Genomic DNA, 20,422 nt, shown 5'->3' on the forward strand with positions numbered 1-20,422 from the left:
GCTTACCTGGCCTCACGTTTATAACCCGTGGTCTACACTCATTTTATGCAGCCCGATCGGCATACGGACTGGCGGTATAAAAATAATAACGGGTGAACAAAAATGAAAAAGATCGCGATTATTGGTGCAGGACCGACGGGTATCTATACCCTCTTTTCCCTGCTGAAAAACAGCACACCGCTCTCCATTTCTATCTATGAGCAGTCCAGCGAAGCGGGCGTTGGCATGCCCTACAGCAGCGAAGAGAATTCGAAAATGATGCTGGCCAATATCGCCAGCATTGAGATCCCACCCATTTTTTCTACCTATATCGACTGGCTGCGCAGTCTGAGTGAAGAGCATCTGGCCCGCTACGGCGTGCAGGCGTCGTCCCTGCATGTCCGCCAGTTTTTGCCGCGCATTCTGCTTGGCGAGTATTTCCGCGACCAGTTTTTGGCGCTGGTCGTGCAGGCAAAACAGCTGGGCTTTGAGATAGACGTGCATGAGTCCTGTCAGGTAACCGACCTTGAGGCCACGCCAGAGGGCGTTCGACTGTGGTGTAAGGATACCCTGGCTGCGGAGCAGTTTGATCTTGCCGTCGTTGCCACCGGCCACGTCTGGCCGGAAGAGAGTAGCGCGACCCGCAACTACTTCCCCAGCCCCTGGTCCGGACTGATGGAGGCCAGCATCCCGGCGTGCAGCATCGGCATCATGGGGACCTCTCTGAGCGGCATCGACGCCGCGATGGCCGTGGCGATCCAGCACGGCACTTTCTATGAGACCGAAGATAAACGCCTGCACTTCGACCTCGATGCGGATAGCAAGGCATTGCAGATGGTGCTCATGTCCCGCTCGGGCATCCTTCCGGAAGCGGACTTCTACTGCCCTATCCCCTACGAACCGCTATCCGTGGTGACAGAGAGCGCAATTGAAAAAGAGATTGCCGCCGGGTCGGAAGGGCTGCTCGATCGCGTCTTTGCGCTGATGGTCAACGAGCTGACGCTGGCGGATCCGCTCTGGAGCAAGCAGATCGCCCTCAGCACGCTGGATGCCGACAGCTTTTTCGCAGCCTGGTTTGCCGATCGTAAAGAGCAGGATCCCTTCCGTTGGGCAGAAGCCAATTTGAATGAGGTGGAGCGCAACAAACGCGACAGACGGACGGTGCCGTGGCGCTACACCATTCTGCGTCTGCATGAGGCTATTCAACCTATCGTTCCCTGGCTTGATGAGCAGGACAGCGCGCGCTTCGAGGCTGGCCTCGCCCGCATCTTTATCGATAACTATGCCGCCGTGCCGTCTCAGTCGATTCGCCGACTGCTGGCCCTGCGCGAGGCTGGAATCCTCAACGTGCGTGCGCTTGGCTCAAACTATGAGATGGAGATTGGCGAGCAGCAAACGACGATCTTCGCTGAGGGCGAGCGGTATCAATACGATGTGTTTATCGATGCACGCGGACAAAGGCCGTTGAAGACGGACGATCTGCCTTTCCCGACGCTGCGCAAGCAACTTGCCGCCACCGGAGAGGAGATACCCACGGTCGGGGATGATTACACGCTCCAGGAGCCCGCCAGCGTTCGCGGACGCATTGCTTTTGGCGCAATTCCCTACCTGATGCACGACCAGCCTTTCGTCCAGGGCATCACCGCCTGCGCGGAGATCGGTGCGGCGATAGCAAGGGCGGTAGCACAGCCAGCGACGCGGACGCGAGGCTGGCTGCAGATGCTGGAGTTGTAGGGATTGCTGTATATCGGATACATATAAAAGAGCAGAGGGAATCATCCCTCTGCTCCTCTTGGCCCTGTTTTACTGTCCCGTACCCTCTTCTACTGGCACTTTTTTCTTCGCCGCAAAGTTATAGATAACCAGCAGCGCAAAGATGCCGGTGATGGTCAGGGTAATTATCCCCTTATCCATAAATTGAGCCATATTGCCGAGAACGATCCCCACCACGCCGAAATCGGTATCAGAGAAGGTGGTGTTGGTGAGTCTACGGAGACGGTATTTCTTGATGATGGGACACCCTGCAAGGTGAATATCGCGATGATAAATAAGCGGTTTTCCCGCTGCGGCAGGATTCGCGGCCGCCTTGATTGTCATGAAGGGTGAGTTATAGGCCTATAGGTAATGAATGGCGTTTAGCGGTATTCAGTCTTTATAGTGATAGCAGCAAGGCATGGAGGGGAGCGCTTAAGCGATCAGGCATAAGCACCTTGCGTTTCAATGACCTCCGCTACATCTGACTGCGCTCGCGGGCAAAATGACGCAATTATATGACGCCATGTCACAAATATGGCACAAGATGAGAACGTAATTTATACCAGACATCAACCTGACTACTTAAGGTTTCAAATAATATAATTAGCATCCTAACCACATTAGCTAAGTGAATAAACCTCTGAGCGATCGTGATATTTTCAGGTCAGCGGAGAGGTGTTATAGATTGAAGTAACAAGAAGGATGTTGGTAGTATAATTATTCTCTTCATACAGGCAGCCCTTTCACCACATCTGTGTATTCTTGCAGTAACGAATAATCACACCAGGCTTCAAATTTTAACTTTCTGGAAAACTATCCCGATACAAAGAAACCAGCCAGTCAATAAAAACCCGAACGCGTGGGGATAACTGGCGATGCTGCGGATAGATGGCAGAAAGCCGCATTGGCGGGCTTTTCCAGTCGCTTAACACTTCCTGCAGCTGCCTGTTCCGTAGCGCATCGGCCACATGGTAGCGAGGCAATTGCACCAGACCACACCCGCGAAGTGCGCTAATCACATAGTTTTCGGCGTCATTTACCGTCATCCAGCCTTTGGTCGGGTAGCTCTTCTCCTTACCGTTAACAATGAGTTCAAAGGGATAATTTGTACCCCGGCTGGTCGAAAAGAAATTGACGCACTGGTGAGAAAGCAGATCGTCAGGGGTCGTTGGTTGGCCGTGTTTACGCAAATACTCCGGGCTGGCACAAATAACCTGAGGCATGGAAGCTAAGGGGCGGGCAATCAGCGAGGAATCAAATAATCTGCCCGCACGTACCGCGCAGTCAACGCCCTCGCGAATCAGATCGACCAGACGATCCCCGCTGCTGATAACCAGTCGGATGTTCGGATAACGGGCGTGAAACTCGTCAATCCGTGGCAGAACGATACGGGTGGCATGCGCCCCATGAAGATTTACACGCAAAATCCCCTGCGGCCGTAAGCCAGAATGGCGAAGAGACGACTCCGCATCGTCCAGCTCGGACAGAATATGAACGCAGCGCTCATAGAACGCCTTGCCATCCAGCGAGGCCCGCACATGCCGGGTCGTCCGCTCCAGCAAACGACACTCCAGATTGTTCTCCAGATTTTTTATCGCATTGCTGGCCGTCGCTCGGGGGATCCCTAGCTGATCCGCAGCCTGGCTGAAGCTTTCCAGCTCAACGATACGGGTGAAAAGCAGCAACGTGTCGAACTTATCCATCTGAAATCCTGGCGGCGATTATTAATCGTAATGGAATTATATTATCAAATATTACCCATTTATCTCTTCCGAGAAAACATTAGTATCGGCCTTAACGAGTTTAGATCTGATATCCCCTCACACCTGGAGAGAACGATGGATAACGCAAACAAAACTGCCCTTGTTACGGGAGGCTCGCGTGGTATCGGCCGCGCCATTGCCGAGCGTCTGGCACATGACGGCTTTACCACAATTGTTAATTACGCGGGCAATGCGGAGGCTGCCCAGCAAACCGTACAGACAATTGTCGCGAAAGGCGGTAGCGCGATAGCGCTTCAGGCGGACGTGGCCAGTGAAGCGGACGTCAGCTGCCTGTTCCGGGAAGCCAAAGCTGTCACCGGCCGACTGGATGTAGTGGTACACAGCGCGGGGATCATGCCCTTGACCAAAATCACCCCCGCCGGGCTTAACGACTTTGACCGGGTGATCCATACCAACCTGCGCGGCGCATTTCTCGTGCTGGCTAACGCCGCCGAAACGGTTTGCGAAGGCGGCAGAATTATCGCCCTCTCAACGAGTGTGATCGCCAAATCCTTCCCGGCCTATGGCCCCTATATCGCGTCAAAAGCCGGCGTGGAAGGGCTTGTGCATGTCCTGGCAAACGAGCTACGCGGCCGCGATATTACCGTCAATGCCGTGGCTCCAGGCCCGACCGGCACCGAACTCTTTTTCAATGGCAAAAGCGAAGAGCAGATCGCCACCATCGCAAAGCTGGCCCCGCTGGAACGCATCGGCACTCCTGAAGAGATCGCCAGCGCGGTCGCGATGCTTGCAGGCCCGGACGGCAGCTGGATCAACTCGCAGGTCATTCGCATTAACGGCGGATTCGCGTAATTCATTCATGGAATGCGGACGTTCTCTGTCCGCTGTAAAAAGGTCAACCATGCTTGTCCGTTTTGCGCCTCTTTCTCCTGCGGCTTCAACGGGAGTAATCGGCCTCTTCACCCTGCTCTGGTCATGCCTGGCGACCGCCAATATGTTGGCTGGCGTAGTGAGGGCCAGCTACAGCTTCTCAGAAGAATTTCCGCTTTTATTGCTCATTCTTTTCCCCCTGTCATTTTGTAATTCTGGCTGACAAGCCGATAAGCTATCTGGATTTAAAGAGTATGAAGAAAACGACCCCACAGGATTTCTCCTGGAATGATTTGAAAACCGTTATCTCTGTTGGCGAGCACGGCAATTTATCACGCGCCGCTGACGCGCTGGGCATCAATCACTCCACCCTGTTTCGTCGGCTAGGTGCAATAGAGTCTTCTCTGTCGTTGGCCCTGTTCCTGCGTCGTCGTTCACAGTATGTTCCCACGAAAGCGGGCGCGGCGCTGATTGCCCTTGGGCATCGCATTGAAGAAGATATCAGCTATGTTCTGCAGAATATTAAAGAGGACGAATGTGGTTTTTCCGGGGAGATAAGAGTGACCACCTCGGACGCCCTGTTACAGGATTACCTTAACCCACTGATCGCATCTTTTATCCGCATCAATCCGCACATTTCATTCCAGGTTTCGACAGGTAATGAGTCAGTGAATTTATTTGATGGCGACGCGGATATTGCTTTTCGTGCCACCACGGATGTCCCGGAGCATCTTTCTGGCCGCAAGGTGGGTTCAGCATGCTGGGCCGTGTACGGTTTACGTGAACACTGGCAGAATAAACAGCTAGACCTCGCGATGCTGGCGGAACATCGCTGGGTCTCCTTCGATTACGCCATGTCCAGGCTGAAAGCGTTTTTATGGATTGAAAAAAACATCCCGGAACAAAATATTATCTTTCGCGGTGACTCTGTGCTCAGCGTGGCCTCGGCAATAGCCAGCGGGATGGGTCTCGGCATCTTACCCTGCATGCATGGCAATCAAATAGAAAAACTAGTCCGGATTAGCCCTACAGTAGAGGGTGTGGGTGAGGATATCTGGCTGCTCGCGCACCCCGACGTGAGAAAATCGGCGAAAATAAGAGAATTTATGAATCACTGTATGCACTATTTATCTGAGAATAGAAAAAAGATTTTCGAACAGCCTTTTTAATCTACTTTTTATATAAAATTCATTAAACCTTCACATCGTTCATTTTTGCAATAACGCCTTTGCAAAAATGAACGGACAAATAAATATTTTGTTTTGTATAGTTTCCCTGCGTTCACGAATCAGGTTATTAATTAACTGAAAAATTTAAATAAACATCGCGGAGAATAGTATGACAATTAAAGCCACGCCTGCTGCTGCAAATAATCTGTTAAGCCCTGAAAACCACGCGCTGATTTTGCTGGATCACCAGAGTCAGATGGCATTCAACGTTAAAAATATCGATATCGGTCTGCTGAGACAAAATACAGCGATTCTCGCCGAAACCGGTAAAGGGTTTAATATCCCGACGCTGGTCTCAACGATTTCGCGCCATGATTTTGCCGGCCCGGTGTTCCCTGAAGTGTCAGCGGTATTCCCGGACGACAACGCGTACGTCAACCGTTCAACCTCTAATGCATGGGAAGATCGTAACTTTGTTGATGCCGTCAACAAACTGGAACGTGACCGCCTGGTGTTTGCCGGTCTGTGGACCTCTGTCTGTCTGAATGGCCCGGTTCAGTCCGCCATTGAACAGGGTTTTGACGTGTATATTGTCACCGACGCCAGCGGCGACATGAGTGCGGAAGCACATGAACGCGCGGTGCAACGCATGATTCAGGCTGGCGCAAAACCGATCACCGCACTCACTTACCTGCTTGAGCTGCAGCGCGACTGGGCGCGTCATGAGACCTACGATCTTACCACCTCGATCAGCCAGAAACATGGTGGCGCGTTTGGTATCGGCATTCAGTATTGTGCAGATATGGTTCATAGCTAAGTCACCTGCCCAGACGGTAATTTGACCGGGGGGAAGTGGAAATACTGCTCGATCGCTCACGGACAGGCGATATTATTCCTGTCCTGTGAGCATCGCCGTCAACGTTAAGAAATAATACAGTGGCGGGAACGTGACAGTCTGCTTTGAGCGAACAACGGTCGTTTGCAAGTCCAGATCATGTATTCTTCAAAGTTATTAAGATGCCCTCATAACAGCCAATAATAAGGCTAAACGTTCACCCCCTGAGCTGCGATCTCCCGTAATCGTGCAATATCTCTTGCTGGAGGTTCGCCATACTGGCGTTTGTAGTCGCGACTGAAATGAGACTGGTCTTCATAACCAACACGATACGCAGCTTGTCCTGCATCGAAGCCTTCACTCAGCATCAGTCGCTGGGCCTCCTGCAATCGAAGCTGTTTCTGGAACTGAACTGGGGACATATTAGTTGCGGCTTTGAAATGAGCATGAAATCCTGAAACGCTCATCCCAAGCTGGTGAGCAATTGTTTCGATGCGAAGTGGCTGGGTATATTGATCTGATAGCATCTTGACTGCTCTTACCATCCGGTGGTCCTGACCGCCGAAGCGAGCAATCTGATTCAATCGGGTAGCCTGGGAGCTTATCAGAAGGCGATAAACAAGCTCACGCAAGATTAAGGGGCTTATAACCCGATACTCATCAGCCGATTTAGAAGCTCGTACCAGTCGTAATGCCGCATCCAGCATGTCCACACCCAGGGTACTTACATCAACGGCTTTTACATCTCCAGACGATTTACTCTTCTGACGAATTATTCCTGAATCCAGAATAACTGAGGTGACAATAGCCGGGTCGAGAAGAAAGCGCATACTCAGATAGGGTTTCTCTCGGGTGGCATTAACGATCCGGGCAAATGCCGGTACACCCATAGTGGCAATCAGGTAGTGAGCCGCGTCATACTGAAATGATTCCTCCCCCAGTATCACCTCCTTGCTTCCTTCTGCCACCACGCAGCAGGATGGTTCAAGAATACCGTGAACGGCATAATGAGGAGATGAGATACGATTAAGATATAAGCCAGGGCGGACTTCAACTTGTCCTTCATCAGGTTGTGCCTGTGCAATAAGTTCAACCAGTTCTGCCCGACAGGCCTCTAAACGCCCCTGTTCCCAACTATTCATATCCCCCCCTTCTCATACTTAAAATTCTAGAGTTAAAGGCAACATCACGTCCACATTTCTTCTGTAGGCCTGGAGAATTAGACAAATATTTTAAAGAATCCTACTACTAAAATTTGAGCGACTAAGGCTAAATTATTAATCAGAATTTATGACAGCAGATAACTAACTTCCTGTTTTGTCAGGAGCGACAATTATCCAGAAGCTGAACAAAACACCAACCCAGAACGGTAAACACGTTGTCCAGAACTACTTTCATTAGCTCAGGCAATAATTATTTCTAAGGTAATGATATGAATATCAGATTTGATGGGAAGGCTGCATTAGTGACTGGCGCGGCATCCGGAATTGGTCTGTCGACTGCCGTCGCTTTTGCGCAATCAGGTGCATCTGTTGTGCTAGCAGATCTGGATTTTAAGGCAGCTGAGTCTGAAGCGCAAAAACTGGTAGATGCTGGCTACAAAGCCATCGCTGTACGTTGTGATGTCACCAGTGAAAGTGATGCAGCGAACGCGGTTGAAATATGTGTTGCGACATTCGGCAGCCTGGATGTTGCATTTAATAATGCGGGATTACATGTTCCTGTGGAAAACACTGCTGATGCACACGCTGCGGATTTTGATTTAGCCATAGCGGTAAACTTACGCGGCGTCTGGAACTGTCTAAAGCACGAGTTGAAACAAATGCGAAAGCAAGGAAGTGGTGCGGTCGTCAATTGCTCTTCTAACAGCGGGTTAGCCGGGATTGCCAATCTGGGAGCTTATACTGCATCGAAACATGGCGTCATCGGCCTAACTAAAAGCGCAGCGCTTGAGTATGCCCCGATGGGGATTAATGTGAATGCTGTATGTCCTGGACCAGTCGAGACACCAATGGTGCAAAGGGCTCTTTCAGCTGCGCCAGAACATATGAATGAGGTTATAAAAGAGATCCCAGCAGGACGTCTTGGCCGTTCAGATGAAATCGCCAGTGCTGTACTTTGGTTATGTAGCGAACAGGCAAGATTTGTGGTTGGTCAGGCCATCGCCGTTGATGGTGGTTTTACTACCAAGTAAACCGATAAAGCTGGATGTCAGGGCTGCTGTTGCAGTCCTGATAAGCGCATAATTCAATCGATTTTGATGTTGCCAACGTAACGTAAGCAAAGTCTGCTCCTGACACAAAGCCGACCATCAGCCCCTCTAAATTAATGAACAAATCTAATAAACCCTAGCTAATTACTCCATCTAATCGAATAAATCACCTTGCGTTATGCTTTTCCTGGACCATAGCTGAAGGATAACGCCATGCAAACTGTAAAACTGAACAACGGCATTGAAATGCCCCTGCTGGGCTTTGGTGTCTTCCAGATGACGGATACCGCCGAATGCGAAAGAGCCGTTATTGATGCCATCGATACAGGATACCGCCTGATCGATACCGCCGCGTCTTACCAGAATGAAACCCAGGTCGGGAACGCACTGAAACAAACCGGTATCGCGCGTAACGAACTCTTTGTCACAACCAAACTTTGGCTTCAGGATACCCATTACGAAGGCGCTAAAGCCCAGTTCGAACGCTCCCTTAATCGGCTACAACTTGATTACGTTGACCTGTATCTAATTCACCAGCCCTATGGTGATGTCCATGGGGCATGGCGTGCTATGGAAGAACTGCAGCAGGCAGGCAAAATTCGCGCCATTGGCGTCAGCAACTTCCATCCTGATCGACTGGCCGATCTTATCGCCTTCAACAAAGTAGCCCCTGCGGTAAACCAGATTGAAGTTAACCCCTTCAACCAGCAGCTGCATGCCGTTCCATGGAACCAAAGCCATGGCATTCAGCCGGAAGCCTGGGCTCCGTTTGCAGAAGGTAAAAATGGCCTGTTCCAGCACCCCGTGTTAACGGCGATGGGTCAGAAGTACGGCAAAAGCGTGGGCCAGGTTGTGCTGCGGTGGATCTTCCAGCGAGGCATCGTTTCGCTGGCCAAATCGGTGCGCAAAGTACGCATGAAAGAGAACATTAACATTCTCGATTTTGAACTCAGCTCTGAAGATATGCTGCAAATTGCCGCCCTCGATACCGCAACCAGTGCCTTCTTCTCTCACCGCGACCCGACAATGGTTGAATGGCTAACTGGCCGCAAACTTGATATTTAAGCCGCAATAAAAGAGGTATTCATTCAATGCAAAAACGTTATCTGGGTAAATCCGGACTCGAAGTCTCCGCTCTTGGACTTGGTTGCATGGGCTTAAGCCACGGCTACGGCCCGGCGACAGATACCCGTCAGGCTATCGAGCTTATTCGCGCTGCGGTTGAACGTGGCGTCACCTTCTTTGATACCGCCGAAGTATATGGCCCCTTCCTAAATGAAGAGGTTGTCGGTGAAGCCTTAAAACCGTTTCGTGACCGTGTGGTCATTGCCACCAAGTTTGGTTTTACCTTCGGTACGGACAACAAGCAGCAGATTTTAAACAGCCGTCCGGAGCATATCCGTGAAGCCGTGGAAGGATCATTATGCCGTCTAAAGACTGATGTTATTGATCTGCTGTATCAACATCGTGTCGATCCGGACGTCCCAATTGAAGATGTTGCGGGAACCGTGAAAGACCTGATCGCGGAAGGCAAGGTCAAACATTTCGGGCTATCCGAAGCGGGCGCGCAAACCATTCGTCGTGCGCATGCCGTACAACCGGTCACTGCGCTGCAAAGCGAATACTCCATGTGGTGGCGCGAACCTGAGCAGGAGATCCTGCCGTTGCTGGAGGAACTGGGCATTGGTTTCGTTCCCTTCAGCCCGTTAGGTAAAGGCTTCCTGACGGGATCGATTAAGCCAGGAACCACTTTTGGGAAAGATGATTATCGCAGTACCGTGCCGCGTTTCGCCGAACAGGCGATTGAAGCTAATGAAAAGCTGGTCTCGTTGCTGGGTGAACTGGCGGCAGAGAAAGGCGTAACCTCTGCGCAAATTGCGCTGGCATGGCTGCTGGCACAAAAGCCGTGGATTGTTCCCATCCCGGGCACCACCAAACTACACCGGCTGGAGGAAAACCTGGGGGCTGCCGACATCATTCTTTCGCAGGATGACTCACTGCAGATAACCCAGGCGCTTGAAACGATTAAAATCGTCGGCGATCGTTACACGCCTGAGCATCAGGCTCGCGTAGGCCGTTAACACCCGGACGGGTCCGCTGCGATTGGCGGACCCATTATTCCGCGTAGCGAAGTGCATCGATCATCAGCGCAAAAGCGGGCGGATGCTGCTTACGGCTCGGGTAGTAGAGGTAATATCCGGGAAAAGATGGGCACCAGTCCTGCAGAATCTGAACAAGCTCTCCTGACTTTATATAATCCTGCACCCTGTCTTCAGGTATACAGGCGATACCAAAACCGGATAACGCCGCATCAATCCTTTCTGCCTGCAGATTAAACGTTACCTGCCCTTCCACTCTGACCCGTAACGGTTTCCCATCCTTCTCAAACTCCCAGTGGTAAAGTCCACCGGCAGTCGGCAGGCGCATATTGATACACCGGTGATTTTGTAGCTCGTGCGGCGTTTCAGGCGCAGGGTTTGCAGCGAAATAAGACGGTGCTCCCACCACAGCCATTCTCATGTCCGGCCCAATTCTTACCGCAATCATGTCATTATCCACGCTTTCGCCCAGACGGATCCCGGCATCAAAACGCCCCTCAACAATATCGACAAAGCCGTTATCCACCACCAGCTCGAGATTAATTTCTGGATATTCCCTGAGGAAGGATTTTAGCTTCGGCCAAACCAGACTTCGCGCGGCATGCTCTCCGGCAGATAAACGGATATTGCCGGAGGCGGTGCCGTTCAGTTGAATAAGCGATTCCAGCTCCTGCTCAAGATCGGCAATACGCGGTTCAAGGCAGGCAATTATTCTCTCACCGGCTTCCGTGGGGGCAACGCTTCGGGTCGTGCGGGTCAGAAGGCGGATATTCAGCCTTTCCTCCAGGGCCTTCATCGCGTGGCTGAGTGCAGACTGAGAAACGCCCAGCTTACCCGCTGCTTTGGTAAAACTTCGCTCCCTCGCCACCACAAGGAAGATTTGCAGTTCGTTGAAATTTTCTTTGAGCATCGGCGATTTCCTTATGGGCAAAATAAAATTGCTGCCTCGTGGAACGGATGTTTTTTACGGCGATGTTTCAATGCCTGAAACACTCACCGATTTGCCAAAAGATATTGATGCTGTCATTTTTACGCTCGGTTCCAATGGCCAGGATCACATTGGTAACGCCTTAATAGTAAGGAATATGGCACAAGAGGAGAACGTGGTTTACATCGACAGCAGGTATGTGGCTGTAATCAGTGGTGCCGATAATAGGAGTCGAACCTACGACCTTCGCATTACGAATGCGCTGCTCTACCAACTGAGCTATATCGGCTTATCCAGGCGCGTCACGAGCGTGACTACGGTAGGCAAGGTTAAGAAAAAGCGTGTGCCTCGTCAACTCCCTTCCCGTTTAGTTGTTGTTTTTTACAGCACAACCTCGCTAATTCAGCACGAAAAGCATGGTCATCAACTCATCTTTTCTTCTGGTTGTGTCTGCCATCACACCAAGCAACATTTTTTTAACATTGGCCCATCCTATCTTTTTTTCCTTTCAAATTCAGCTATCTTGATTGTTAACCGTCCGCGATTAAGCCCCCGCCAGAACAGGCCGATAATAAGACAGACCAGATACCCGATGTGCTGGATAGAGTGGATAAACTAATGCAAAAATTCGCAGTCACCGATGATCTGTCCAGCCCTGACCTGGAGCATAAAAGCACCGCAACCTTTATCAAACGCGCTCTGCTGCTGATGGTCTCGCTCCTGACAGCGCTGTTTGTTATCGCCATTGTCGCTCTGCTTATCATCGTGCGGAATATTAATCAGGATGCCGACAGGCAGAGCGCAATGCTGCTGGAGAAGGCGATCCATAACCGGGTTGATACGCTTACCACGCATATCAAAGACTACGCCTGGTGGGGTGAGGCCTACAGCCATCTGCACCCCAACGTAGATACCGACTGGGCCTATGCCCGTCAGAATATGGGTGCGACGCTCTGGCGTGATTTTACCTACGAAGGGGTGTTTGTGCTGGATGGCAGCAGCCAGACCCGGTACAGCGTCATCAATGGTCAACTGGTTACCCGACCGCTCACTGAATGGTTAGGAGAGAACCCGATCCCCAAACTGCTTCAGGCGATCAATAAACCGGACGCAATGCCGGTAGCCAATACGGTAGTCATGCGAGACGGGCATCCGGCGCTGGCGGCGGCCGCACGCATCACCACCGGCGACGACTCACGGATCGCCCCCCTTCCCGGCCCGGCCTCTACCCTGGTGTTTGTCGACGTGTTGGATGACAAAAAGCTGGCCGCGCTGGGGGAAGAGTACGGTATTGCGCAGGCTCGCGTGCAGCGTAAAGCTGCCCCTAAGCTGGCAGGACGGCGCGGGGTAGCGACGCTGCCCATTGATGGTCATCAGATAACCTTCGAGTGGAAAAGCGAAGATCCGGGGCGGGAGCTAATGCACTACATCCTGCCGCTGCTGATCCTACTGGCGCTCTCTACCGGCGCTATCAGCGTGGTTCTGAGTCGCAACGTGCTCAAAAAAGCACGTATGTATGATGAAAATACCTTCCTGCTGGCCCAGAGTCGCCATGCCCTTACCGCCAGCGAGCGCCGCTTTCGCGACGTGGCGGAAGCCACCACGGACTGGATCTGGGAGACGGATACCGACCTGCATTTTACCTGGCTCTCCGATCGTTTTCCGGGCATTACCGGGCACAGTATCTCGGCCTGGCTGGGACGTCCGGTGACGGCATTTATGGAGGCAGATAACCAGCCGCTGGCGGAGTGGATCAAGCTGCCCGGCCAGACAGGCCATCGTCGGCTGCTGCACTGCCGCTACCTGTCGGCGATGGGCCACCAGCGCTACTGCCATATCGCCATTAAACCCGTTGTTACGCCGGAAGGGATCGTCGGCTACCGGGGCACCGCGACGGATGTCACTCTCGAGGTAGAGGCGCAGGCGCGGGTAGAGTATCTATCCCGGCACGATGAGCTGACCGGGCTACCAAACCGGGTGCGGATGCGCGAGTTCCTTGAGGGCAAGCTGCGGGCGCTGCCTACGCCGGAGCATCCGCTGGCGATGATGAGCCTCGATCTGGATAAGTTTAAGCCGGTTAACGACCTGTTTGGCCACGGCGCGGGCGATGCCGTGCTGCACGAGGTGTCAACCCGACTGCGGAGCTGCGTTCGTGACTACGATCTGGTGGCGCGCCAGGGTGGGGATGAATTTATCCTGATCATCTCTGACATTCAGGACCGCAGCGATATCGAACTTCTCTGCGATCGGATCATCGGCGAGCTGGCACGTCCCTTTGTGATCGGCAGCAATGAGATATTTATCGGGGCCAGCATCGGCATCGCGATGGCTCCGCAGGACGCGGTTGATGCAGGAGAGCTGCTGCGCTTCTCTGATATCGCGCTCTATAAGGCCAAGAACGCCGGGCGCAACCGATGGATGTTTTACACCCCCGAGATGGCCGAGCAGATGGTTCAGCGGCGCGAAATGGAAAACAGCCTGCGCGACGCCCTGAAAAAGCAGCAGTTCCGCCTGGTTTATCAGCCGCGCTACGGCCATAACTCCTCACGTATTATCGCCGTAGAGGCGCTGATCCGCTGGGATCACCCGGAACTTGGCCTGCTGATGCCGGATCAGTTTATCTCCCTGGCCGAGGAGACCGGACTGATTATCCCCCTCAGTGACTGGGTGCTGAAAACTGCCTGTCACGACGCGCAGCAATCCCTGCACGGCCTCTCCGTCTCGGTGAATATCTCTGCCGTGGAGTTCCAGTCGTGGGGTCTGATCGATCGCGTCCGGGATGCGCTCCAGGCATCGCAGCTCGACCCGGCCAGGCTGGAGATCGAAATTACCGAAAACGCCACGCTGTGGAACCCTGAAAGCAGCCTTGAGCTGATGCTGGCGCTGAAAAAGCTGGGGGTGAAGCTGCTGATGGACGACTTTGGTACGGGCTACTCGTCCTTAAGCTATCTGCGCAACTTCCCCTTTGATGGTATTAAGCTCGATAAATCCTTTATCTCCGATATGCCAGAGAGCGACAGTGCCAATACCATCGTTAAAAATATTATCGGCCTGGGTAAAGCCTTCTCGCTAAGCATCACGGCAGAGGGGGTTGAAACCGAGGGGCAGCTACAGAAGCTGATGATGATGGAGTGCGATGAAACCCAGGGCTACCTGATCGGCAAGCCGCTCAGCCTGACGGCGCTCCAGGAGCAGATGGCCGCGCTGGACTCGGCTGCGCAGGAGCGCACAGGCCAGCAGAGCCAGGGATAGCGCGGGCGACGGCGTGCGTCGCCCGCAGACAATCAGGCACGACAGTCAGGTACGACGATCATGCACGAATAGTATCGTCGCCAAAGCCAACCCACTTGTAGGTGGTCAGCGCCTCAAGGCCCATCGGGCCGCGAGCGTGCAGCTTCTGCGTGCTCACCGCCACCTCTGCGCCCAGTCCAAACTGTCCGCCGTCGGTGAAGCGCGTGGAGGCATTGACGTACACCGCAGATGAATCCACCTCGTTCACGAAGCGGTTAGCGTTGCTCAGGGTGCGGGTGAGGATCGCATCCGAGTGCTGGGTGCCGTGCTCACGAATGTGCTCAATCGCCTCATCAAGCGAGGCCACCAGCTTAACGTTGAGATCGAGGGATAAAAACTCATCGTCATACTGCTCCGGCTTCACCGCTTCGACATGCGCCGGACCGCCCTGTAGCGTTTTTAGCGCAGCCGCGTCAGCGTGCAGCGTCACACCGCTTTGCGCCATCTGGGTGCTCAGCGCAGGCAGGAAACGCTCGGCAATCTGCTGGTTCACCAGCAGCGTCTCTACGGTGTTGCAGGTGCTTGGCCGCTGGGTCTTGGCGTTGACAATAATCTTCAGCGCGGGTTCGATCTCAGCGGTGTCATCCACGTAGATATGGCACACGCCGATACCGCCGGTGATCACCGGAATAGTCGACTGCTCGCGGCACAGCTTGTGCAGCCCTGCCCCGCCGCGCGGGATCAGCATGTCGATGTACTTATCCATGCGTAGCATCTCGTTAACCAACGTCCGGTCCGGGCTCTCAATCGCCTGGATAGCACCGGCGGGCAGGCCGCACTCCTCCAGCGCCTGCTGGATCACCTTCACGGTTGCAGCGTTGGTGCGCCAGGTCTCTTTCCCGCCGCGCAGGATCGCCGCGTTGCCGGTCTTCAGGCAGAGGGAGGCCACGTCAACGGTGACGTTAGGCCGCGCTTCGTAGATCACGCCGATCACACCGAGGGGAACCCGGCGGCGCTCAATGCGCAGGCCGCTGTCGAGCAGCCCGCCGTCGATAATCTGGCCGACCGGATCCGCCAGCTTGCAGACCTGACGTACGTCGTCGGCGATGCTCTTCAGGCGTTGCGGGTTGAGCGCCAGGCGGTCAAGCATCGCTTCGCTCAGGCCGTTACGCCGGGCTTCGAGCACATCCTGATCGTTAGCCTGGATAATGTCGTGCGCCTGGGCCTCCAGGTAGTCGGCGATCTTCTCCAGCACGCGGTTTTTTTCTCGGCTGGAGAGCTGCGCCAGCTGATACGAGGCTGCTTTCGCAGCGATGCCCATCTGTTCAAGCATACGTCTGCTCCTTAACGGGTGATCATGTCGTCGCGATGGACGGCAACCGGGCCATACTCGTAGCCGAGAATGGCGTCGATCTGTTGTGAGTGCTGGCCAGCGATGCGCCGCAGCGCGTCGCTGTTGTAGCGGGAGACGCCGTGGGCAATGTCCCGCCCTTCCAGATTACGGATACGGATCACTTCACCACGGGAGAAGTTGCCTGTCACGCTTTTGATCCCTTTTGGCAGCAGCGAACTGCCTTTTTCAAGGATCGCCATCGTGGCCCCTTCGTCTACGGTGAGTTCGCCCGCTGGCGGTGCGCCAAAGATCCAGCGCTTGCGGCTCTCCAGCGGCGAGGTCTGGGCGTGGAAGCGCGTTCCTACCGGCACGCCGTTGAGGGCGTCACCGATAACCCCCGGCCGGCTGCCGGCGGCGATAATGGTCTCGATGCCCGCCCGGCAGGCAACGTCGGCAGCCTGTAATTTGGTGCCCATGCCGCCGGTGCCGAGGCCGGAGACGCTGTCCCCGGCAATCGCACGCAATGCATCGTCAATGCCGTGGACGTCGGCGATCAGCTTGGCATCCGGATTATTGCGCGGATCGGCGGTGTAGAGGCCCTGCTGATCGGTGAGCAGCAGCAGCTTATCCGCCCCGCCCAAAATGGCGGCCAGCGCAGAGAGATTGTCGTTATCGCCGACTTTGATCTCTGCGGTAGCCACGGCGTCGTTCTCGTTGATCACCGGCACAATGCTGTTATCCAGCAGCGCACGCAGGGTATCGCGGGCGTTGAGGAAGCGCTCGCGGTCCTCCATATCGGCACGCGTCAGCAGCATCTGGCCCACGTGGATCCCGTAGATGGAGAAGAGCTGCTCCCAGAGCTGGATCAGGCGGCTCTGCCCGACCGCAGCCAGCAGCTGCTTGGAAGCGATGGTAGCGGGCAGCTCCGGATAACCCAGGTGCTCGCGTCCGGCGGCGATCGCCCCGGAGGTGACGATAACAATACGATGCCCTGCGGCATGCAGCTGCGCGCACTGGCGTACCAGCTCTACAATATGGGCGCGGTTCAGGCGGCGCGATCCGCCCGTTAACACGCTGGTGCCGAGTTTTACCACCAGCGTCTGGGTGTCACTCATGATTCTCTGCCGTTTTACGAATAAGGAAATGTGATGTCAGTCTGACGTTGTAACAGGAGTGAGGCCGCTTGCCAATAACCTCGGTCAAAAGGGGGAGCGATTGCTGCGTGGATCGGCAAGCCTAACGGCAGATCCTTACACTTTTATTGCAGAAATAAATAAACATCAATTTTTAAAATTATTCCTGGATTGTCATAAATCTTTCATTTCCAAACGTTAAAACCCTCTCTGTTTTCAGCAGGTATAAGCCTGACGAATATTAGAGCGTCTTTTGTTTAAATCGGGAATCAAAATGAAAAAGAGTACTCTGGCATTAGTGGTAATGGGTCTGGCTGCTTCCGCATCTGTACAGTCCGCAGAAGTTTTTAATAAAAATGGCAACAAGCTGGACGTTTACGGCAAAGTAAAAGCCATGCACTACTTCAGCGATGACAACAGCAACGACGGCGATAAAACATACGTTCGTTTCGGCTTTAAAGGCGAAACACAAATTAACGATCAGATTACGGGCTTCGGTCGCTGGGAAGCGGAGTTTGCCGGTAACAACGACGAAAGCACCTCCGGACAGAAAACCCGTCTGGCCTTTGCCGGTGTGAAAGTTAAAGATTTTGGTTCCCTGGACTATGGCCGTAACCTGGGCGTGCTGTACGACGTGGCGGCCTATACCGATATGTTCCCTGAGTTCGGCGGTGACGGCCTGGCCCGTACCGACAACTTTATGACCAAACGCACCAGCGGCGTGGCAACCTACCGTAATACCGACTTCTTCGGCGTGGTAGACGGTCTGGACCTGACTCTGCAGTACCAGGGCAAAAACGAAAACGGCCGCAGCAGCGTGGTGAAGCAGAACGGTGACGGCTTCGGTACCTCTCTGGCCTATGATTTCGGCGGCAGCGACTTCTCTGTCGTGGGTGCCTACGCTAACTCTGACCGCACCAACGCACAGAACCAGATGCGTCTTGGTCGTGGCGCGAATGCGGAAGCCTGGGCTGCTGGCGCGAAGTATGACGCCAACAACGTCTACGCAGCGGCATTCTACGGCGTCTCCTACAACATGACCCCGATCTCCTCCTCGGCTGGCTTTGCCAACAAGGCGGATAACTTCGAAGCCGTGCTTCAGTACCAGTTCGACTTCGGTCTGCGTCCATCCGTGGGCTACGTCCTGACCAAAGGCAAAGATATTGAAGGCTTTGGTGACGAAGATCTGGTCAACTATATCGATGTAGGCGCAACCTACTACTTCAACAAAAACATGTCCGCTTTTGTTGATTATAAAATCAACCAGATTGACGACGATAACCGCCTGGTTACCACCAATGACGACGTCGTTGCGCTGGGCGTAACCTATCAGTTCTAATTCTGAATAACAAAAAGGCCCTTCATGTCGGTGAAGGGCCTTTTTTATTTATGGCGTCAGATTAATCAGGCGCTGCGTTTGACCGCATCGTTTTTAAAGTCGTCGGCAGGCTCCAGCTTTAATTCCAGCGATGCCAGCAGCTCGCGGGCGCGCTCGTGGAAAGTCTGCAGCGTCAGCTCAAGACGATCGGTCACTTCCGCATCTTTAATATCAACCGGCTCCCAGTGGCCCTCTTTATTAAAGAGGCCAAACTGGTAGGTATAGGTGAAGCGTTTTTCCTGGGCTTCCATTATCATCCACCAACCCCAAAACTCACGCTTTTCAGGGGCTGGTTTCACGTTGACGCATACGGCAAGGCAGTCAAAAAAGAAACGGTTCCCTTCGCACTGCTCCTCGCGGATGTAAGGGCCAAGCGCCATAAACTTCTTGATCAGTCTGCTTTTCGGGTGTCCACTCGGTAACGTCATTGCGATCTCCTTTTGTGATGCAACTGTTTTACCAAATCAATGGAATTAAGTAACGCATTAACGCAATCTATGCTTCATCCAGGCAGTAATTTCCTGCAGTGACTTATCAAAATTGCGATAAACCGGCTTAAACGGGATCTCCAGCAGCTTGCCGTCGGCAGAGGAGGAGGCAATAAGCCGGGACTCCTCTTCCGGACTGAAGGGATCGTTTTTCCAGAAGCCGGAGAGCATTGGCGTCGGACAGCGGCGTCCCAGCAGGCCCTGCGTTTTTAACGAGTAGCGGTTCAGCTCTACGCGCAGCGCCTCGTCTGAGGCATCATGCATCCCGAGACAGCTGGCCAGCACGTCGAGGTACATCTCCGGCACCCCGCTGAGACGCTGAGAGTCGGTGAGCAGCGAGTGCACCACCGGCCCGAGGCAGGCTACCGCTTTCAGGCGCGGTGACTCAAGGTAGGCCAGCCGGACGGCAACGTTCGCCCCGAAGCGGAAGCCAAACGCGGCTACGCGGGTGTGATCGATCCACGGAATGTCCGGCAGCGCTTTCAACACGTGCTGATGCAGCATGCTGGAGTCCTGGGTCAGCTTCCACTTTGAGGAGAAACCGACCGACGGCATATCGAGCGTCAGCATCGCGATGCCGTTCGGCGCGAAGTAACGTTCAAACAGGGTGTAGTAGTCGCTCTGGAGGCTATCAAGGCCGCCGCACACCAGCACCGTCGGGAACGGGCCGTCGCCTTTTGGCATATGTAGAAACCCCACCAGCGGCGAGCCGCCGGGAATAGCGAACTCCAGCTCGCGCAGCGTGCCCGGCAGACGGCGAGCGGCCTCTTCATAGGCGCGGTTGGCCAGGGCCTGCGCCTGCTCGGCCAGATCGTCGCCTTTCAGATGCGGGTAAGCCGCAATGCTGTAGAGATTAGAGGCGTGAAGCCATTGGCGACCGCTAAGGGCATCGTCCTGGGTCTGGCTGGCCTTCTGCTGCCACTGCATCGCCTGGGTCGCCCACTCGTAGATCCAGTTGCCGCCGCGATAGCCCACCACGGTGTCATAGAGATCGCTGTCGGTACGCTCGGCCTGGCTCATGACGATCCGCGCCTGCACGTCGAGGATTTCACGCGGATCGACCCCGCGCCAAACCCACAGCAGGCGGTTGATCATCCGATACCAGTGCGGAACGTTGGCCCCGTCCAGCGCGGAGTCCATAGCAGGAGGGTTTCCCCGCTGAAAACGGCGCACCAGCGTCGAGGTTTCGGGATGTTTGAAACGGGGTTTGAACAGGGTTTCGCTGAGGTTAGCCTGGGACATTGCGCGCAGCCTCCATGATTACGTCACTTCACCTATTGTAACCTGC

The 20,422-nt window shown here is 54.0% G+C and carries 16 protein-coding genes, 1 tRNA gene and 1 pseudogene; 9 read left to right on the forward strand and 9 right to left on the reverse strand.

All coding sequences use genetic code 11. From position 1 onward, the window contains the following. The first annotated feature begins 102 nt into the window (after window positions 1–102). A complete protein-coding gene (locus WFN61_RS19980) occupies window positions 103–1,713 on the forward strand; it encodes an FAD-NAD(P)-binding protein (protein WP_337039125.1) in 1,611 nt (536 codons plus the stop codon). 69 nt (window positions 1,714–1,782) lie between these two features. On the opposite strand, the pseudogene WFN61_RS19985 reads toward WFN61_RS19980, so the two are convergent. Then, window positions 1,783–1,965, reverse strand: a pseudogene (locus WFN61_RS19985) (PTS ascorbate transporter subunit IIC); the annotation flags it as partial. Window positions 1,966–2,531: 566 nt separating this feature from the next. Continuing rightward, on the reverse strand, window positions 2,532–3,437 hold the full coding sequence (locus WFN61_RS19995) for a LysR family transcriptional regulator (protein WP_313572899.1): 906 nt from the start codon (window positions 3,435–3,437) through the stop codon (window positions 2,532–2,534). A 135-nt stretch (window positions 3,438–3,572) separates the two neighbouring features. Here WFN61_RS19995 and WFN61_RS20000 point away from each other — a divergent pair, with 135 nt between their 5' ends. The 3 genes from WFN61_RS20000 (at window position 3,573) to WFN61_RS20010 (ending at window position 6,314) form a co-directional block, all read left to right on the forward strand. Continuing rightward, complete coding sequence (locus WFN61_RS20000) at window positions 3,573–4,310, forward strand: SDR family oxidoreductase (RefSeq protein WP_337039126.1); 738 nt, start codon at window positions 3,573–3,575, stop codon at window positions 4,308–4,310. A gap of 272 nt (window positions 4,311–4,582) precedes the next feature. Continuing rightward, window positions 4,583–5,497, forward strand: a complete 915-nt coding sequence (locus WFN61_RS20005) for a LysR family transcriptional regulator (RefSeq protein ID WP_313572897.1) — start codon at window positions 4,583–4,585, stop codon at window positions 5,495–5,497. 169 nt (window positions 5,498–5,666) lie between these two features. After that, the gene (locus tag WFN61_RS20010; protein ID WP_312926488.1) at window positions 5,667–6,314 is read left to right on the forward strand and encodes an isochorismatase family protein; all 648 of its coding nucleotides are present in this window, start codon (window positions 5,667–5,669) and stop codon (window positions 6,312–6,314) included. A gap of 227 nt (window positions 6,315–6,541) precedes the next feature. Here the strand turns inward: WFN61_RS20010 and WFN61_RS20015 are convergent, their stop codons facing one another. Then, the gene (locus WFN61_RS20015) at window positions 6,542–7,474 is read right to left on the reverse strand and encodes an AraC family transcriptional regulator (protein ID WP_312926489.1); all 933 of its coding nucleotides are present in this window, start codon (window positions 7,472–7,474) and stop codon (window positions 6,542–6,544) included. A 290-nt stretch (window positions 7,475–7,764) separates the two neighbouring features. Here WFN61_RS20015 and WFN61_RS20020 point away from each other — a divergent pair, with 290 nt between their 5' ends. The 3 genes from WFN61_RS20020 (at window position 7,765) to WFN61_RS20030 (ending at window position 10,625) form a co-directional block, all read left to right on the forward strand. After that, window positions 7,765–8,526, forward strand: a complete 762-nt coding sequence (locus WFN61_RS20020; RefSeq protein ID WP_313572896.1) for an SDR family NAD(P)-dependent oxidoreductase — start codon at window positions 7,765–7,767, stop codon at window positions 8,524–8,526. A 231-nt stretch (window positions 8,527–8,757) separates the two neighbouring features. Beyond that, window positions 8,758–9,609: an aldo/keto reductase gene (locus WFN61_RS20025; protein ID WP_337039127.1), complete on the forward strand. Its 852-nt coding sequence runs from the start codon at window positions 8,758–8,760 to the stop codon at window positions 9,607–9,609. A 26-nt stretch (window positions 9,610–9,635) separates the two neighbouring features. Beyond that, on the forward strand, window positions 9,636–10,625 hold the full coding sequence (locus WFN61_RS20030; protein ID WP_337039128.1) for an aldo/keto reductase: 990 nt from the start codon (window positions 9,636–9,638) through the stop codon (window positions 10,623–10,625). Between the two features lie 34 nt (window positions 10,626–10,659). On the opposite strand, the gene WFN61_RS20035 is transcribed toward WFN61_RS20030, so the two are convergent. Both WFN61_RS20035 and WFN61_RS20040 read right to left on the reverse strand, forming a co-directional pair. After that, window positions 10,660–11,553, reverse strand: a complete 894-nt coding sequence (locus WFN61_RS20035) for a LysR family transcriptional regulator (RefSeq protein WP_337039129.1) — start codon at window positions 11,551–11,553, stop codon at window positions 10,660–10,662. 231 nt (window positions 11,554–11,784) lie between these two features. Further along, window positions 11,785–11,860: transfer RNA gene (locus WFN61_RS20040), tRNA-Thr, on the reverse strand. A gap of 329 nt (window positions 11,861–12,189) precedes the next feature. On the opposite strand from WFN61_RS20040, the gene WFN61_RS20045 reads away from it, so the two are divergent. Next, window positions 12,190–14,823: a bifunctional diguanylate cyclase/phosphodiesterase gene (locus WFN61_RS20045; RefSeq protein WP_337039130.1), complete on the forward strand. Its 2,634-nt coding sequence runs from the start codon at window positions 12,190–12,192 to the stop codon at window positions 14,821–14,823. Window positions 14,824–14,881: 58 nt separating this feature from the next. Here the strand turns inward: WFN61_RS20045 and proA are convergent, their stop codons facing one another. Next, window positions 14,882–16,135: a glutamate-5-semialdehyde dehydrogenase gene (gene proA, locus WFN61_RS20050; protein WP_144819274.1), complete on the reverse strand. Its 1,254-nt coding sequence runs from the start codon at window positions 16,133–16,135 to the stop codon at window positions 14,882–14,884. An 11-nt stretch (window positions 16,136–16,146) separates the two neighbouring features. After that, window positions 16,147–17,250, reverse strand: coding sequence for a glutamate 5-kinase (gene proB, locus WFN61_RS20055; protein WP_257756642.1), 1,104 nt, complete (start codon window positions 17,248–17,250; stop codon window positions 16,147–16,149). Window positions 17,251–17,542: 292 nt separating this feature from the next. Here proB and phoE point away from each other — a divergent pair, with 292 nt between their 5' ends. Then, the gene (phoE, locus tag WFN61_RS20060; protein ID WP_144819272.1) at window positions 17,543–18,607 is read left to right on the forward strand and encodes a phosphoporin PhoE; all 1,065 of its coding nucleotides are present in this window, start codon (window positions 17,543–17,545) and stop codon (window positions 18,605–18,607) included. A gap of 65 nt (window positions 18,608–18,672) precedes the next feature. On the opposite strand, the gene crl is transcribed toward phoE, so the two are convergent. Continuing rightward, the gene (gene crl / locus WFN61_RS20065; protein WP_312274535.1) at window positions 18,673–19,074 is read right to left on the reverse strand and encodes a sigma factor-binding protein Crl; all 402 of its coding nucleotides are present in this window, start codon (window positions 19,072–19,074) and stop codon (window positions 18,673–18,675) included. 57 nt (window positions 19,075–19,131) lie between these two features. Continuing rightward, window positions 19,132–20,376 (reverse strand): esterase FrsA, encoded by a 1,245-nt coding sequence (gene frsA, locus WFN61_RS20070; RefSeq protein WP_238083252.1) that lies wholly within the window; start codon window positions 20,374–20,376, stop codon window positions 19,132–19,134. Between the last annotated feature and the right edge of the window lie 46 nt (window positions 20,377–20,422).

This window comes from Pseudescherichia sp. AS216 (assembly GCF_037152055.1).
In the GTDB taxonomy this organism is placed as follows: domain Bacteria; phylum Pseudomonadota; class Gammaproteobacteria; order Enterobacterales; family Enterobacteriaceae; genus Pseudescherichia.

Coding starts and splice junctions, on each gene's coding strand:
- WFN61_RS19980 (WP_337039125.1), top strand. CDS start 103: ATGAAAAAGATCGCGATTATTGGTGCAGGACCGACGGGTATCTATACC.
- WFN61_RS19995 (WP_313572899.1), bottom strand. CDS start 3,437: ATGGATAAGTTCGACACGTTGCTGCTTTTCACCCGTATCGTTGAGCTG.
- WFN61_RS20000 (WP_337039126.1), top strand. CDS start 3,573: ATGGATAACGCAAACAAAACTGCCCTTGTTACGGGAGGCTCGCGTGGT.
- WFN61_RS20005 (WP_313572897.1), top strand. CDS start 4,583: ATGAAGAAAACGACCCCACAGGATTTCTCCTGGAATGATTTGAAAACC.
- WFN61_RS20010 (WP_312926488.1), top strand. CDS start 5,667: ATGACAATTAAAGCCACGCCTGCTGCTGCAAATAATCTGTTAAGCCCT.
- WFN61_RS20015 (WP_312926489.1), bottom strand. CDS start 7,474: ATGAATAGTTGGGAACAGGGGCGTTTAGAGGCCTGTCGGGCAGAACTG.
- WFN61_RS20020 (WP_313572896.1), top strand. CDS start 7,765: ATGAATATCAGATTTGATGGGAAGGCTGCATTAGTGACTGGCGCGGCA.
- WFN61_RS20025 (WP_337039127.1), top strand. CDS start 8,758: ATGCAAACTGTAAAACTGAACAACGGCATTGAAATGCCCCTGCTGGGC.
- WFN61_RS20030 (WP_337039128.1), top strand. CDS start 9,636: ATGCAAAAACGTTATCTGGGTAAATCCGGACTCGAAGTCTCCGCTCTT.
- WFN61_RS20035 (WP_337039129.1), bottom strand. CDS start 11,553: ATGCTCAAAGAAAATTTCAACGAACTGCAAATCTTCCTTGTGGTGGCG.
- WFN61_RS20045 (WP_337039130.1), top strand. CDS start 12,190: ATGCAAAAATTCGCAGTCACCGATGATCTGTCCAGCCCTGACCTGGAG.
- proA (WP_144819274.1), bottom strand. CDS start 16,135: ATGCTTGAACAGATGGGCATCGCTGCGAAAGCAGCCTCGTATCAGCTG.
- proB (WP_257756642.1), bottom strand. CDS start 17,250: ATGAGTGACACCCAGACGCTGGTGGTAAAACTCGGCACCAGCGTGTTA.
- phoE (WP_144819272.1), top strand. CDS start 17,543: ATGAAAAAGAGTACTCTGGCATTAGTGGTAATGGGTCTGGCTGCTTCC.
- crl (WP_312274535.1), bottom strand. CDS start 19,074: ATGACGTTACCGAGTGGACACCCGAAAAGCAGACTGATCAAGAAGTTT.
- frsA (WP_238083252.1), bottom strand. CDS start 20,376: ATGTCCCAGGCTAACCTCAGCGAAACCCTGTTCAAACCCCGTTTCAAA.